Annotated in this window: 13 protein-coding genes; 9 read left to right on the top strand and 4 right to left on the bottom strand. The window is 42.6% G+C overall.

The features are described from left to right. Positions 1 to 66 precede the first annotated feature (66 nt). Both hrpB and H5185_RS00665 read right to left on the bottom strand, forming a co-directional pair. Positions 67 to 2,610: an ATP-dependent helicase HrpB gene (gene hrpB, locus H5185_RS00670; protein ID WP_182741079.1), complete on the bottom strand. Its 2,544-nt coding sequence runs from the start codon at positions 2,608 to 2,610 to the stop codon at positions 67 to 69. A 129-nt stretch (positions 2,611 to 2,739) separates the two neighbouring features. After that, positions 2,740 to 5,040, bottom strand: a complete 2,301-nt coding sequence (locus tag H5185_RS00665) for a bifunctional diguanylate cyclase/phosphodiesterase (RefSeq protein WP_182741065.1) — start codon at positions 5,038 to 5,040, stop codon at positions 2,740 to 2,742. Between the two features lie 186 nt (positions 5,041 to 5,226). Between H5185_RS00665 and thpR the strand changes: the two genes are divergently transcribed. After that, on the top strand, positions 5,227 to 5,793 hold the full coding sequence (gene thpR, locus H5185_RS00660) for an RNA 2',3'-cyclic phosphodiesterase (RefSeq protein ID WP_182741064.1): 567 nt from the start codon (positions 5,227 to 5,229) through the stop codon (positions 5,791 to 5,793). A 72-nt stretch (positions 5,794 to 5,865) separates the two neighbouring features. On the opposite strand, the gene pepB is transcribed toward thpR, so the two are convergent. Further along, on the bottom strand, positions 5,866 to 7,140 hold the full coding sequence (gene pepB, locus H5185_RS00655) for an aminopeptidase PepB (protein ID WP_124018103.1): 1,275 nt from the start codon (positions 7,138 to 7,140) through the stop codon (positions 5,866 to 5,868). Between the two features lie 144 nt (positions 7,141 to 7,284). Between pepB and sfsA the strand changes: the two genes are divergently transcribed. The 8 genes from sfsA to H5185_RS00615 all read left to right on the top strand — a co-directional run bounded on the left by sfsA (position 7,285) and on the right by H5185_RS00615 (position 14,455). After that, positions 7,285 to 7,989 (top strand): DNA/RNA nuclease SfsA, encoded by a 705-nt coding sequence (gene sfsA, locus H5185_RS00650; protein WP_182741063.1) that lies wholly within the window; start codon positions 7,285 to 7,287, stop codon positions 7,987 to 7,989. 118 nt (positions 7,990 to 8,107) lie between these two features. Further along, positions 8,108 to 8,551, top strand: a complete 444-nt coding sequence (gene dksA, locus H5185_RS00645; RefSeq protein WP_011638715.1) for an RNA polymerase-binding protein DksA — start codon at positions 8,108 to 8,110, stop codon at positions 8,549 to 8,551. 131 nt (positions 8,552 to 8,682) lie between these two features. Then, positions 8,683 to 9,594: a tRNA glutamyl-Q(34) synthetase GluQRS gene (gluQRS, locus tag H5185_RS00640; protein ID WP_404948436.1), complete on the top strand. Its 912-nt coding sequence runs from the start codon at positions 8,683 to 8,685 to the stop codon at positions 9,592 to 9,594. 240 nt (positions 9,595 to 9,834) lie between these two features. Then, positions 9,835 to 11,136 carry a polynucleotide adenylyltransferase PcnB gene (gene pcnB / locus H5185_RS00635; RefSeq protein ID WP_182741077.1) on the top strand — a complete coding sequence of 434 codons (1,302 nt, stop codon included), beginning with the start codon at positions 9,835 to 9,837 and terminating at the stop codon, positions 11,134 to 11,136. Positions 11,137 to 11,141: 5 nt separating this feature from the next. Next, positions 11,142 to 11,627, top strand: coding sequence for a 2-amino-4-hydroxy-6-hydroxymethyldihydropteridine diphosphokinase (gene folK, locus H5185_RS00630; RefSeq protein ID WP_124018344.1), 486 nt, complete (start codon positions 11,142 to 11,144; stop codon positions 11,625 to 11,627). Between the two features lie 68 nt (positions 11,628 to 11,695). Beyond that, positions 11,696 to 12,490 carry a 3-methyl-2-oxobutanoate hydroxymethyltransferase gene (gene panB, locus H5185_RS00625; RefSeq protein ID WP_124018343.1) on the top strand — a complete coding sequence of 265 codons (795 nt, stop codon included), beginning with the start codon at positions 11,696 to 11,698 and terminating at the stop codon, positions 12,488 to 12,490. Positions 12,491 to 12,568: 78 nt separating this feature from the next. Then, positions 12,569 to 13,423 (top strand): pantoate--beta-alanine ligase, encoded by an 855-nt coding sequence (panC, locus tag H5185_RS00620; RefSeq protein WP_124018342.1) that lies wholly within the window; start codon positions 12,569 to 12,571, stop codon positions 13,421 to 13,423. Positions 13,424 to 13,936: 513 nt separating this feature from the next. Next, positions 13,937 to 14,455 carry a DUF4124 domain-containing protein gene (locus tag H5185_RS00615; protein ID WP_182696691.1) on the top strand — a complete coding sequence of 173 codons (519 nt, stop codon included), beginning with the start codon at positions 13,937 to 13,939 and terminating at the stop codon, positions 14,453 to 14,455. 54 nt (positions 14,456 to 14,509) lie between these two features. Here H5185_RS00615 and H5185_RS00610 read toward each other — a convergent pair whose 3' ends face one another. Then, a complete protein-coding gene (locus tag H5185_RS00610; RefSeq protein WP_165870192.1) occupies positions 14,510 to 14,707 on the bottom strand; it encodes a YheV family putative zinc ribbon protein in 198 nt (65 codons plus the stop codon). Between the last annotated feature and the right edge of the window lie 151 nt (positions 14,708 to 14,858).

Here is a 14,858-nt window from a genome sequence, read left to right as displayed (position 1 = left end):
AATAATGATTTCATTTTCCATATAACGCTGAATAATTACATGTTATTAATAAGCTAGATAACTTATTTACACGCTAGGAGTTTTCTTTTTAGTAAATTTTGTAGCCACAGTATTCACTGGGTCATCAGGCCATAAATGCCTAGGATAACGGCCACGCATTTCTTTTTTCACATCAATATAAGGGCCTTGCCAAAAACTGGCTAAATCAGCCGTTGCGGCTAATGGTCTTTGTGCTGGCGATAACAACTCCATAGTCACGATCATTTTACCGTGCAATATTGTCGGGCTTTGCGCCATCCCTAATGCTTCTTGTAATCGTACACTGAGCAACGCACGCCCTTGTTGATCATGGTTATGATAAAAATGTCCATCGGCGTCAAGGGGCATCTGGTAACGAATTGGCGCACGAGTACCTGTTGCCATCGGCCAGTGTGTAGGCACCAATTGCTCTAACCTTTGCTGCTGCTGCCAATTGAGTAAGTTTTTCACTAATCCATAAGCGTCAACTTTAGCTAATGCGGCCAATGAACGAATATTGTCTAAATGTGGCCCAAGCCAATCTTCTAATGAAGCCAGCAAGAACTCATCACTTAAGCAAGGCCAATCATGCTCTGAATCAAAGTGTCGTGCTAATTCAACCCGATATTGTAACTGGATTAATAGCTCGTCACGATTAAGGATTGTTAACCCTTTAATGCGGATTTGTGCTAACAACGCGGCGGTAATGTGTGCTCGTTCAGGTGTAATACCGGTATCGACTTTAATAATAATCTCACCGATTTTAGTGTGTCTCTCTGCAAAGAAACGCCCTTTTGCTTCATCCCAACCAGCGTGTACATGAGTGGTTACTAACGAGGTAAGCTCAGCCGTAAATAAACGCTCATCCAACCTTGCAGCAAGGTAAACCTGACCAGCATTACGACCTTGAGTCTCTTGAAAGTCAGCAACCACTAACCAAGGTTCATGTGCCAAACTATCATCGGCACTGATCACTACGCCAGTACCATTACTTAATAAAAAGCCTTCATGACCACGGGCTTTGGCAATACGATCAGGGTAAGCAAGTGCTAACAAATAACTAATATCGCGAGTGGATGCATTTCGTATGGCTTCATTGATCTGACCCGATATCGCCAAGGATTGCTGCCATTGCCTTACTTGCTGCTTAATCTGTCCCTGCAAAGCCTCAGTCAAATAATGATGAATATCGGCGCCTTTTTTGGGTAAGCCGCGAGCTTCAATAATGCCCGCTAACACACATGCCAATAAACACAGTTGCGGCTGATTGTCATCCTGGGCAAGTTGCTTAGCTTTAAGCTGCATATGCGCTAAACGCGGATGGCAACCTAATGCATAAGCATCTCGACCTAATGGCGTTAATTTACGTTGTGAGTCAATCAATTCAAGTTGCTGAAGTAATCCCCAAGCAACCTGTTCATGAATGGCCGGCGGCGGCGTAAGCAATGACAATTCGGCAAATGATTTAGCGCCCCAATTGGCACAATCAAGAGCCATCGAAGTCAATTCAGCTTGCGTAATTTCAAGTTCGTCGACCTTGCGCATACGTCCTTGTTCTTCTTGGCTCCATAAACGTACGCAATAACCCGCAGCTAAACGCCCTGCACGACCACTTCGCTGAATGGCAGAAGCTTGGCTAATGCGCTTAAGCCCTAAGCGTGTCACGCCGGTTTTAGGGTTAAAACTCGCTTCACGTCGATAACCACTGTCTATCACTAGCGTAATGCCTTCGATAGTTAAACTCGATTCCGCCACATTAGTCGCAAGGACTATCTTACGTTTACGAGGCTCTGCTGCTCGAATAGCTTGATCTTGTTCTGCAGACGATAAATCGCCATACATAGGGCAAATTAGCCATGATGCATCCAAACGCTCACGTAACAATCCAGCGAGCTTACGGATTTCACCTTTGCCGGGTAAAAATGCTAGCACACTGCCTTGTTGATAAGCGGCTAATTCAATCGACGTGATGGTGTCGAGAATGACTCGAGACATGTGCGTAAGCCACATTTGCTGACTTGGACAAGGTTGATAAGCAATCTCAACCGCAAAACTGCGGCCATCACTGTGGATCTGAGCTGCATTGGGCATTAAGGTGTCGAGCGGTAAACCAGACAGGGTTGCAGACATGGCAATAATGCGTAAATCGTCACGCAATGATTGCTGCACTTCTAATGCTAAAGCTAAGCCTAAATCGGTAGTGAGGTGACGTTCATGTATTTCATCGAAAATAATCACATCAATACCACTCAGTTCAGGGTCTTGTTGGATCATGCGGGTCAAAATACCTTCCGTCACAATTTCGAGTCGAGTATCAGCGCTGACTTTTGATTCGCCGCGAACACGATAACCCACTTGTTGGCCAGCCGCCTGGCCCAATTGTTTAGCGATAAATTGAGCTACATTACGGGCGGCAACTCGGCGCGGCTCTAACATGAGAATTTTGCCACTAATTTCAGGCCAGGCTAGCATGGCTAATGGCAAGGCTGTTGATTTACCCGCACCGGTAGGTGCTTCGAGAATAATCTGCGAATGATCGGCAAACTGCACCCGCAACGAGCTAAGTACCGCCTGTATGGGTAATGAAGTGATAATCGATGATTCTGGGCGCGGTAATGCTTGTTTTGAGGTCAACGCTATTAACTTTTACGGCAATTTTATGGGGCTCATTTTACCCACAATCATATCAAGGTGTCATTAATTGCAGATGGCATACATCAATTAATCATTTAAGGCCGTAAGATTATCTCCTAACGTAGCGGATGTTAACCAAGGTGTTCGCAAACCGTGTGGTAATTCGGCCAAGCGCGTCGGTTTATTAATGGCATAACCTTGAGCATAATCAACACCGATATTTTTCAGATATAAGCCAATCTCAATATTCTCAACGAACTCGGCGATAACCTCAAACCCCATGTCTCTACCAAGTTGACAAATTGCTGTCACAATCGCTTTATCGCTGCGGTTTTCACATAAATTGACCACAAATTGGCCATCAATTTTAACGTAGTCCACATCGAGGCATTTTAAATAAGCAAAACTTGAAAAACCAGAACCAAAATCATCTAAAGCAATTTTACAGCCAAACGGACGTAACAAATCAATTAACCCTGTGGCTTGGTCTAACTGGCTTACGGCTGCGGTTTCGGTGATCTCAAAACATAACTTACTCACCAACTCTGGTTCAACCATTAAGCGCATTTCAAGCCAATTCATGAACTTTTGATCGGCCAGTGACATTGCCGACAAATTAACCGAAACCATAGACAATTGACGCCATATGGTTAAATTATTGCCACCCCATTTCAATAAGTTATCGATAACCCATCTATCAACACGAGGCGCTAAGTTATAACGCTCAGCAGCAGGTAAAAACACGCCAGGTGATACATATCGGCCATCGCTTTGTACCATGCGCAATAATATTTCGATGTGTATCCCAGTTTCGGGCTTATTTAGCGGCTCAATAAGTTGATAAAATAACTCAAACTGATTTAACGCAAGTGCTCCAGTAATATCTACAGATGCAAGCATTTGGTTATACATGAGGTTCATTTGTGGGTCATCTGGATTGTAAAAATGCCAGCGGTTACGGCCTTCCTCTTTGGCTAATCGACAAGCAGCATCCGCTTTACTCATGACACCATAGATATCTGGAGCAACATAATCAACTTTAGCAATGCCAATACTGGCACTAATATTATGCTTAACCCCCTTCCAAATAAATTCATGCTCAAATAATTGCTGACAAATTCGTTGCGCCACTTGTTGTGCTGATGACACATCAGAATTGTTCATCAATAAGCCAAATTCATCGCCCCCTAGCCGCGCAACAACATCGCCTTTGCGTAATAATTGTTTTAAGCGTGTGGCCACTTGCTGCAATAACAAATCACCCGCTTGATGACCACTTAGATCATTAACTACCTGAAATTGATCGAGATCGAGAAAGGCAATACAAGCAGGTGTATGATCTTCATCGTCTAATAACTCTTCGAGCATATTTTCAAACTGCAGCCGATTCGGTAAGCCGGTTAATACGTCATGATTGGAGTGAAATGATAATTCATCAGCAAGTCGATAACGCTCGGTGACATCTTCAATCATTAACAATAACTGCTGCTGCTTATTAAGAGCATGGCAAAAGCTAAACTTGTACCAATGAATTTGCCCACCATTTCGCAGCGGTACTTCACACCAGGCTTGACGTAAAATACCTTCGCGGACAATGTGCAAAGTATCGAGTAGCAGTGGGTGATCTTCTTCACGCAATAAGTTAAATAAACTTTGGCCTTCACTAATAAGCAGACTGTCTTTACTCGCATCATTTTGCAATACAATATTATTCTGTAAATCAATGAGCGCACAGGCTATCGGCAACAACTGAAACAGCTCTTGATATTGTTTATCTTTACTATCGAGCAAAACGGCTAAACGACGTAACTCAAGTGACGATGCCAATTGATAAGCGGTATCTTCGAGTAGCTTGTGTATAAACGAAATGGGATCTTTATGCTGATTCACAACAGGATTAGCATCTGAAGCACACAGAGTGCCTAACACGACTCTGACATTGCCTACCTGTAAAACGGGGCTGAGTGCAATATGCTGGCAATTAATATTGAGATCGTTAAAAAGGCTAATGAGTGGTGTTAATATTGAATCTTGTTGGTCGGTTAACCCTTGCGTAGCATTATGAGCATAAGTGATAAGCTGATGATTAGATAATAAGGATTCGCAAAGCGACAGATGATCTTTAAACTGTTGATTGAACAGTGCTTCAGAAGCGGGGGAAGTACCAAAATAACTAGCACATTGCTGCTCTGACGTGTCGATAATTTCAACATCGACCGAAAATACTTTATCGTACTGATTTGTCAGTACAAATGCCGCGCTGCATTCTAGTCTTTTACAGACTAACTCTAGTGCTTGATTAAGCAGCGATAACACCGAAGTATTACTACTCTCAATAGGTCCATTTGTAAAAACACTTTTCAATAGTTGCTGGGTGCTATCTGCCATTCATCAACTCAGTCAAGGTTAGCAATTCAATTTGCTTAGGAATAAAAAAACATGCGCTATATTATCGTTAACATTAACCTAAGTGTAGTTTAGTCACTCACAAATAACGATATTTGTTTACATCATTCAATATTAATAATCTATTCGGCTTAGGGTTTCAACTCATTACTCATTAAGGATAAGCGTATGCAAGCCACATCTTCGCGAAGATTGTTTGTCGGCTTTGGCTTAAAAAAGTCAGAAATAGAAAAAACATCTCTAATAAAACAGCGTCTTAGCCCATTTGTTAATGATACAGCAAAGGTAGTGGATAATAGCAATTTACACATGACACTCGGTTTTTTAGGCCAGATAGATCAGACCAGTTATGCCAGTGTTGTCGATGCGATCGAGTTGATGCCAAAACCGACTTTTATGCAAGTGTTAGATACACTATCGTTATGGCAATCAGCACGATTAATTTGCCTAAAAGGACACGCTAGCGAACCGCTATTGCTTATGGCTCAATCGCTACTCTTGATTGCGAAAAATCACAAGGTATTGATTAGCGAACACCAATACGTCCCTCACATTAGTTTGTTTCGCCAAGTTAACATCACTGCTTTACCTACGTTGAGATGCACCACTAGGTTATCGTTGATGCCAACTGAATTACATCTGTATCAATCTATCAAGAATAAACGCCAAACTGACTACTCTGTACTTAAAAGTTGGCCGCTAACTGAAGACAACAAAAAAGCCGCTATTATCTAATGCCCAGCTCTTAAACTGAGAACATTAAATAACAACGGCTTTAAATCTGCCTTATATTTGCACTTTTATCGGCTAGTCTTTCAATAATTCAGCAATGGTCAATACACCATGAGTTGTCGCACCTGCGGCCCATAGCGCCGACGCTGATGATTCAAACGCTGCAGCTAAATCGACATGCAACCAATTGGCTTGTGGTGATACAAAACGCCATAGAAAACCTGCGGCGTTAGAGGCGCCACCTGCGCCGCCACCTTTTACTGGACGACTGTTAGCGGTATCGGCATACGCTGATGGGCACATGTCTTTATGCCATGGATCTAACGGTAATGGCCATACGTTTTCAGACACAGCGGCAGCACTTTTTTGTGCTAATTGTAATGTCGCGGTTTGTGGTGAGAAAATCGCATTATAATTTGAACCAACCGCCATCACTGCTGCGCCGGTTAAGGTTGCGGCATCGATAATCAAGCCTGCGCCAGTTTCTGATGCGGCTTGTAGACCATCAGCCAATACTAAGCGTCCTTCAGCGTCGGTATTGACGACTTCAACCGTAGTACCATTTTTATAGGTTAAAATATCACCTAGTTTAAAAGCACGTCCGCTGACGAGGTTTTCTGCGCAACATAAGAATAACTTAACGCGTTTATTCAAACCGGAGTTAATCGCTAATCCCAAAGCGGCAGTGACAGTCGCAGCGCCACCCATATCACATTTCATTGTCAGCATACCTTCGGTCGACTTTAGGCTGTAACCGCCTGAGTCAAACGTAATGCCTTTACCGACTAAGGCAACAGATACAGGAGCATCAGCACCTAATGGATTAAAATCAAGCTCTAATAGCGCAGGAGGACGCTCGCTGCCACGACCAACAGCATGAATACCAACCCACTTTTTCTCTAATAATTCTTGGCCTTCAATAATGTTGAAACTAACATGGTCGCCACCAATATTTTTTAACCAAGATGCCGCCTGGTTAGCTAACGCTAATGGCGATAAATCTTCAGGAGTGTCATTAATTAATTTACGGGCAAACTGAGTCGCGACAGCGCGTTGATTCAAGGTCTCTTTATCGGCATCACTGCCACACCAGTCAACTTGGTAACCAGCTTTCGCTGTCGCAAAACCTTGCGCAAATGCCCACTGAGAATGTAGGTTCCATAAGCCGCCATCTAATTGCACATAATTAATCCCTTGGGTGCGGATTTTGCGTGCCGCCATTTGCACTTGGCGAAGTTCATCGCTACCTGATAAATGAATTGTCGCCAAAGAGCCTTGATAGGTCACATCAGCTTTACCCCAATGAGCGGCTGGGGCTTCTGTGGTCAGAGTAACGGTCATAATATTCATAATAATCCCTTGTTGTAAGCCTAAGAACACCAATACTCGCACGTAATCACGAGCTAATGGCAGTAGTGTAGACAAAACATAATCGATAAACCAAGCTAAAGTTTGTTAGCATTGTTGTAAATCAACTCAACACTTGGGTCATGGATGAAATTTATCCCCGAATTAGAATCTGGCATATTAATTAAACGTTATAAGCGTTTTCTTGCCGACATCATGCTTGCCAATGGCCAACAGATCACCATTCATTGTCCTAATACTGGTTCAATGAAAAATTGCTTATTTCCTGGTGAGACGGTGTGGTTTTCTACCTCAGACAATCCAAAACGTAAATACGCCCACACCTGGGAATTGATGCAAACCGATCAGCAGCACCTTATCGGGATTAACACAGGACGTGCCAATGCTCTTGCCGAAGATGCCATAAAGAGGCAAGTGATTTCGGAACTGTTAGATTATGAGCATCTAAAACGTGAAGTGAAGTATGGCAGTGAAAATAGCCGAATCGATATATTGCTCACCAGCCCTAATCGAGCAGATTGCTATATCGAAGTGAAGAGTTGCACCCTTTTAGAACAACACATAGGTTATTTTCCTGATGCCGTTACCACTCGGGGGCAAAAGCATCTTAGAGAATTGATGCATATGGTCACTCTAGGTCATCGAGCGGTATTATTATTTGTGGTACAACACAGTGGCATAACCACTGTTCAACCCGCGCGCCATATTGATCCGCAATACGCAGACTTACTTCAACAAGCCATGGAACATGGCGTTGAAGTGCTAGCCTATAAAACAGCACTTTCACCGCAAGCAAGTTCCATCACCGATTCTTGTAATGTGGTCGTATAGATAAAAATATAAAGCTCAAATACATGTAAAAAATTTGCCACGCTATAGAGTTTCTGGTATAGATAGCGGCCATAAATTTAAGACGTCCTTAAACGCAAATGATTACAGGAGATGCGTTATGCCTCAAGGCACGAAAAAACTTGGCGTACTCGCTATCGCTGGAGTAGATCCTTACCAGGAATCGGCTGGTGAAGAGTATATGAATACCAAGCAACGTGGTCACTTTACATTGATCCTCGAAGCATGGCGTAACCAATTGCGTGAAGAAGTCGACCGTACGTTAACTCACATGCAAGATGAAGCTGCAAACTTTCCTGATCCTGTCGACCGTGCAGCACAAGAAGAAGAATTCAGCTTAGAATTACGCGCTCGTGACAGAGAACGTAAATTGATCAAAAAGATTGAAAAGACCTTACAGCTGATCAAAGAAGATGATTTTGGTTTCTGCTTCTCATGTGGTGTAGAAATTGGTATCCGTCGACTTGAAGCCCGTCCAACAGCCGATCAGTGTATCGACTGTAAAACGCTAGCTGAAATAAAAGAAAAACAAATGGCGGGTTAATCCGCTATCGAAGAAGGGCGAGATTATCTCGCCCTTTTGTTTTATTTTATTCATCAATAAAACACGCCACTCATTTAATTGGTTACCCGCGCTAGAGTGTTGTCACTTTGACAGAAGATAATGGCACAGCGATGTTAATTAAGACTACGCTACAAAATAACATGATCACCCCATCGTATATTGGCCGTTTTGCGCCATCCCCGTCAGGCTCACTGCATTTTGGTTCACTCATTGCGGCATTAGGCAGTTATCTGCGTGCGCATAGTCTTAAAGGCCAATGGCTGGTCCGCATAGAAGATATCGATCCTCCTAGAGAAGTACCCGGTGCCAGCGACAATATCCTCCGCACACTTGATGCCTATGGCTTACATTGGCATGGTAGCGTGCTATATCAGCATCAACGACATCAAGTATATCAAGATCAGATTGATGCGCTTATCGAAAGTGATGCGGGTTATTATTGCCAATGCACACGTAAAATTATTCAAACCAGTGGCGGAGTGTACGATGGCCGATGTGGGCGATTGACACCACGGCTGACCCAGGGTGCAATTCGGATTCGTAACCAAGTTAAAATGGACCACTTTGTTGATCAACTGCAAGGTCATGTGATGGTTGATAAAGCCTTCGCTGATGAAGACTTTATCATTAAACGTAGCGATGGTTTGTTCGCATACCAGCTCGCCGTGGTGCTTGATGATGCTTATCAAGGTATTACTGAAGTGGTTAGGGGCTGTGATTTACTTGAAGCAAGTTGCCGCCAAATAAGCTTATTTACTCAATTGAATTTTGCGTCACCTGATTGGTTACATTTACCTTTAGTCTGCACACAAAAAGGCTTTAAATTATCAAAGCAGAATCATGCCTCTGCCATCGATATCGTCCACCCTCAAGCCAGTATCAACGCAGCGCTGACATTTTTAGGCCAACAAACAGTAGATATTGATGCAGTTGATGTGATGCTTAAGCAGGCAGTAGCACAATTTGATCTCAGTACGATTCCTGCACAAAAAGAAATTATCATATCGACTAGAAACGACTAGGTATCATCATTACCATGACGAGTTATTGCATTAAGCCCTTTTTAGCGCCACTGTACGTATACTCATTCAGTCACATTTAATGTATTATACCCGCCAGATTTTTAATCAAATTATTCTAGCATCCCGAGGTGTATTATTTTTCGCCGTATTAGCCAATTCTGTAAACAGCTATTTGAAAACAACAAAGTAGCTCCAGTCCTTGAAGAGCCAATTCAAGAAGATGGCTTACGTCTGGATATTATCTCCAGAGATGGTCACTCAATTTCACGTCGCCAAATTAGTGAAAATGCACTTAAAGTACTTTATCGTCTGAATAAATCGGGCTACAAAGCCTATTTAGTCGGCGGTGGTGTTCGCGATATTCTGCTTGGCATAGAACCAAAAGACTTTGATGTAGCGACGAATGCTACCCCAGATGATATTAAAAAGTTATTTCGCAACTGTCGTTTAGTTGGCCGTCGCTTTAGACTGGCACATATCGTTTTTGGTCGTGATGTTATTGAGGTTGCCACGTTCCGCGGTCACCACAGTGAAAGCAATGACAAAGTATCGAAATCAAACGCTGAAGGTCGTTTATTACGTGATAACGTTTATGGTGAGATAGATGAAGATGCTGAACGTCGTGACTTCACTATCAATGCACTCTACTACGACATTAGCGACTACTCTATTCGCAGTTATGGCGGTGGAATAAACGATCTTAATGCACGCAAGATAAAACTTATCGGCGATCCAGATACCCGTTACCGTGAAGATCCGGTGCGCATGCTTCGAGCCGTTCGTTTTGCGACTAAACTTGATATGCAAATCGACGCCGTTACCGCCGATCCTATCAAAGCACTCGCACCACTATTAGGTGATATTCCCGCGGCGCGCATGTATGAAGAAGTATTGAAATTATTCTTTGCCGGTAAAGCCGAAGCAAATTACCACATGATGCAAGATTTTGGTTTATTTGCTCCGCTGTTCCCACAAGTGAGTGCCCTAATTGAAGAGTCGCCTAAAGGTCATACAGCTAAAATGCTGCAAACCGTTATGCGTAATACTGACCTACGAGTCAGTGAAGATAAAACCGTTACGCCAGCATTTTTCTTTGCCGCAATATTATGGTACCCAGTTAAACAACGCGCAGATGATATCGCGATTGAAAGTGGCCTAACGCATTACGATGCCTATGTTGCAGCTATGGGTGATGTGCTTGAGAAACAGTGTTTAACCATTAGCTTACCACGTCGTTTTAGTACTCCAGCACGTGACATTTGGCAATTACAACTGCGCTTAGAACGTGGTCAAGGCACCCGCGCCTTTAAACTGCTAGAGCACCCGAAATTTAGAGCCGCTTATGATTTGCTGCTACTGCGCGGTGAAGTTGAAGCGGGTAATACCGCCAAGATAGCGGATTGGTGGCAAGCGTTTGTTGAAGCCGATGAAACTGACCGCAGTGATATCGCCAAAAGCATCAAAAGCAGTAATACTCGCAATCGCAATGCACCACAGCGCAAGCGTCGTCGAAAACCCGCTGCCAAGCCTGCAGAAGAGTAACCACCATGGCGGTGCAAGTGTATGTCGCCTTGGGCGCAAATTTAGCAGAGCCGGTACAACAACTCGATGTTGCTGTAACGGCGCTCAAAACATTAGCACTTAATAACACCTTGACGGTGTCAGCTTATTACCGCTCTAAACCTATGGGCGATGTGATACAACCCGATTATGTCAATGCTGTAGCAGGGTTTCAAACCGAGCTATTGCCGATTGAATTGCTCGATGCTTTACAAGATATCGAGCAACAACAAGGACGTTTGCGTCTCGAACGCTGGGGACCTCGTACCTTAGATTTAGATTTGTTATTGTATGGTGCACAACACATAAACCAACCTCGTCTTTGCGTGCCTCACTACGGCATGAAACAACGTAGTTTTGTGTTAGTACCATTAGCAGACATTGCACCCACTTTGACACTGCCTTGTAACACAAGCCTTGAAAGTCTTATTAGTGTGACAATGCGTGATGAATTGCAAAAGCTTATCGATTAAAGTTGATATTAATGCACAGCACATTAAGCTCAGCTTTTAGTATTTCAATATTGTTTTAAGAGTCTACTATGTCAAAAGTCACCAGCTCTACCCTGATCAAGTTCAAACAAGAAGGTAAAAAGTTCACCGCATTAACAGCTTATGACGCTAGTTTTGCCAGCGCATTTGACAGCGAAGGTGTGGATGTACTTTTAGTGGGCGACTCACTCGGTATGGTACTTCAAGGCCATGACGACACCTTGCCCGTTACGACTGCCGATATTGCTTATCATACAGCTTGTGTTAAACGGGGGGTTTCGCGCGCATTACTGATCGCAGATATGCCATTTATGAGTTACGCCACCCCAGAACAAACCATGACTAACGCGGCAATTCTTATGCAAGCTGGTGCCAGCATGGTTAAATTAGAAGGCGGTCATTGGTTACTTGAAAGCGTAAAAATGTTAACAGAGCGTGGTATTCCAGTCTGTGCCCACTTAGGATTAACCCCACAATCGGTCAACGTATTTGGCGGCTTTAAAGTGCAAGGTCGTGATGCTGATAATGCCCAGCGTATTTTAGATGAAGCCAAAGCAATACAAGCAGCTGGTGCGCAATTATTAGTGGTTGAATGTATTCCGGCATCGCTTGCTAAAGCCATTACTGAAGCACTGACCATTCCGGTTATTGGGATTGGTGCTGGAGCAGACACTGACGGCCAAATCTTGGTAATGCATGATGTATTGGGCATTTCCAGTGGTTATATCCCACGTTTTTCTAAAAACTACCTCAAACAAACTGGCGAGATCCGCTCAGCAATCAAAGCTTATATTGATGAAGTCGCTAACGGTAGCTTCCCTGCCGAAGAGCATACATTTAACTAATGATTTAGTTGCTCCTTTAACGAGCCATTGAATGTACATCAATTAACGACATTGTTTTTATTAAGGTTTCAACAGAAAATGATTACCACTGCTGCTATTTCAACTATTCGCGAACATGTAAATGCTTGGCGTCGTAAAGGCGAAACCGTTGCCTTCGTGCCAACAATGGGTAACTTACACCAAGGCCACATCACCTTAGTGAACGAAGCTAAAAAGCGTGCAGATCATGTTGTGGTATCTATTTTTGTTAATCCAATGCAGTTTAGCGCTAACGAAGACTTGGACGGGTACCCACGTACATTAGAACAAGACAGCGATAAGCTGATGGCTGCCGGAACAGAAATATTATTTACCCCAACGCCCGAGATAATCTATCCCAATGGTTTAGCACAACAAACATTTGTTGAAGTACCCGACATTGGCGATCAACTGTGCGGCGCAAGCCGTCCTGGACATTTTCGTGGCGTGGCAACCATAGTGACCAAACTGTTTAATATTGTCCAACCAGATATCGCCTTATTCGGTCGTAAAGATTTTCAACAATTGATGATAATTAAAACCATGGTGAGTGACTTATCCATGCCGATTGAAGTGATTGGTGTTGACACTATTCGTGAAGCATCAGGACTGGCAATGAGTTCTCGAAATGGCTATTTAACCGCAGAAGAAAAACACTCAGCTGCAGCGTTAAAACAAGCATTAGATACTATTGTTGAAGCCATCAAACACGGCGAATCAACAGAAGTAGCGATTGTAACAGCCAAAAAGCAGCTAACTAATGCCGGCTTTACCCCAGATTACCTCGAAGTGAGAAATGCCAAGACGTTACGTCAAGCAACAGCAACAGACACTGACTTAGTGGTTATTGCAGCCGCCTATTTAGGGAAAGCTCGCTTAATTGATAACGTGTCATTCTCACGTAACTTAAGCTAACTAAACAGCTAATCACCACCAAAGAAAAAATTCCGTTTTCGGTTTAAGCACATCAAATAACAGTAAAGATGGTTTTTTATTCAAATTTCGATTGTCAAAAAACTGGTTTTATCGATAAACTTGGGCCATATTTAACCGATAACATGATGTTATCGGTATGAATGTGGCTATATTATCAGCCAGCATAACAACTATGTATGCAATTCCTGCTGCTTATTGTGGTTTATTTGTTACTAATTTTGCGTGTAGCTTAATCTAAAAACATGCTAATATTCTTAACGTTATAGACAAATAACACAAATAAAACCAACACGAGGGTAACAAAAGCAAGTGGCTTGGTAAGAGGCAAAATACAATGACACTGGTAGTACATTTACAATAAATGCCACTACCATTGGCAGCTAGACAAGGTAGTCGGTTGTTAAATTGAATTAATGTCGAAAACTCTCGCATAGAAAATGTAACCAACTGATATCAAATCATAATTGTGATGACAAAAGGATGTGTGGCCGCATGGCAAAAAGACTGCTATTTATCATACTCGCCATGAGCGCATTTACCGCTCAATCCAATACTATTTACAAATGTATGATGGATGACAAAGTCGTTTTCAGCCAAACCGTCTGCCCACAAGAGTATCGTCAGCACAAAATTGAATACCAATTAGGTATTACCACCGAAGTCGACTCCGACAAGCACGAACTTAAAGAAGACCCATTAAAAGCCCTGCTGAATAAACAAACTATTTCTAAAGAGAAGTTACTGCAACTGCTTGATGGTGAAATGTATCGTCTAAAGCAAGAAAACAGCTACTTTGAAATATTACGTGCTAGCGAAATACAAAAACTTGATCGCAAACGCTTTTGGCAAACTAAGCCTAAAGACGATCCAAGTTATGGCTTAGAATTACAAGAGATTAACGATCGCTTTGATGATCTTACTCAGAATAACGTCGATGTGATTAAGGTACTAAATCAGCATAAAATGAAGATAACCGCTGAAACACAACCAGATGAATACATGAGTAATTAACCTCAACGGCTGAAAAGTATTGAGGTTTGTTGTGAGTAAAATGTTTAGTCAGGCTTAATCTGGTTTAAATACCCCTATCATGCTGCCATTCGTTTTTTGCGGCACTTTAATGTCCGTTTGCTGCTCACGATAATCACATTCAGTACATTCAACCGTTTCAATCCCATTTTCTTTAAACAATAAAATACTGTCTTTGGCACTGCATTTAGGACATTTAGCGCCTGCAACAAAACGTTTCTTAATTTTGGTCATGATTTACTCGACTTAGTGTTTATACAATGAGCTGTTGACTCAATACGGCATTTATCAATTTATACGCCTATTTTGCCATGATTAGCCCACATGAGTCCCGTGATTGTGGGAAATAAATCGGATATGCGATATTATCTGCACCATTATTCTA

The organism is Shewanella sp. SG44-6 (assembly GCF_014164185.1).
GTDB classification, from domain to species: domain Bacteria; phylum Pseudomonadota; class Gammaproteobacteria; order Enterobacterales; family Shewanellaceae; genus Shewanella; species Shewanella vesiculosa.
This window is presented reverse-complemented; position numbering and strand designations above follow the sequence as displayed.

Excerpts from the sequence above, each read along its gene's own strand:
- H5185_RS00665 (WP_182741065.1), bottom strand. The coding sequence starts at position 5,040 with ATGGCAGATAGCACCCAGCAACTATTGAAAAGTGTTTTTACAAATGGA.
- thpR (WP_182741064.1), top strand. The coding sequence starts at position 5,227 with ATGCAAGCCACATCTTCGCGAAGATTGTTTGTCGGCTTTGGCTTAAAA.
- pepB (WP_124018103.1), bottom strand. The coding sequence starts at position 7,140 with ATGAATATTATGACCGTTACTCTGACCACAGAAGCCCCAGCCGCTCAT.
- sfsA (WP_182741063.1), top strand. The coding sequence starts at position 7,285 with ATGAAATTTATCCCCGAATTAGAATCTGGCATATTAATTAAACGTTAT.
- dksA (WP_011638715.1), top strand. The coding sequence starts at position 8,108 with ATGCCTCAAGGCACGAAAAAACTTGGCGTACTCGCTATCGCTGGAGTA.
- gluQRS (WP_404948436.1), top strand. The coding sequence starts at position 8,683 with ATGTTAATTAAGACTACGCTACAAAATAACATGATCACCCCATCGTAT.
- folK (WP_124018344.1), top strand. The coding sequence starts at position 11,142 with ATGGCGGTGCAAGTGTATGTCGCCTTGGGCGCAAATTTAGCAGAGCCG.
- panB (WP_124018343.1), top strand. The coding sequence starts at position 11,696 with ATGTCAAAAGTCACCAGCTCTACCCTGATCAAGTTCAAACAAGAAGGT.
- panC (WP_124018342.1), top strand. The coding sequence starts at position 12,569 with ATGATTACCACTGCTGCTATTTCAACTATTCGCGAACATGTAAATGCT.
- H5185_RS00615 (WP_182696691.1), top strand. The coding sequence starts at position 13,937 with ATGGCAAAAAGACTGCTATTTATCATACTCGCCATGAGCGCATTTACC.
- H5185_RS00610 (WP_165870192.1), bottom strand. The coding sequence starts at position 14,707 with ATGACCAAAATTAAGAAACGTTTTGTTGCAGGCGCTAAATGTCCTAAA.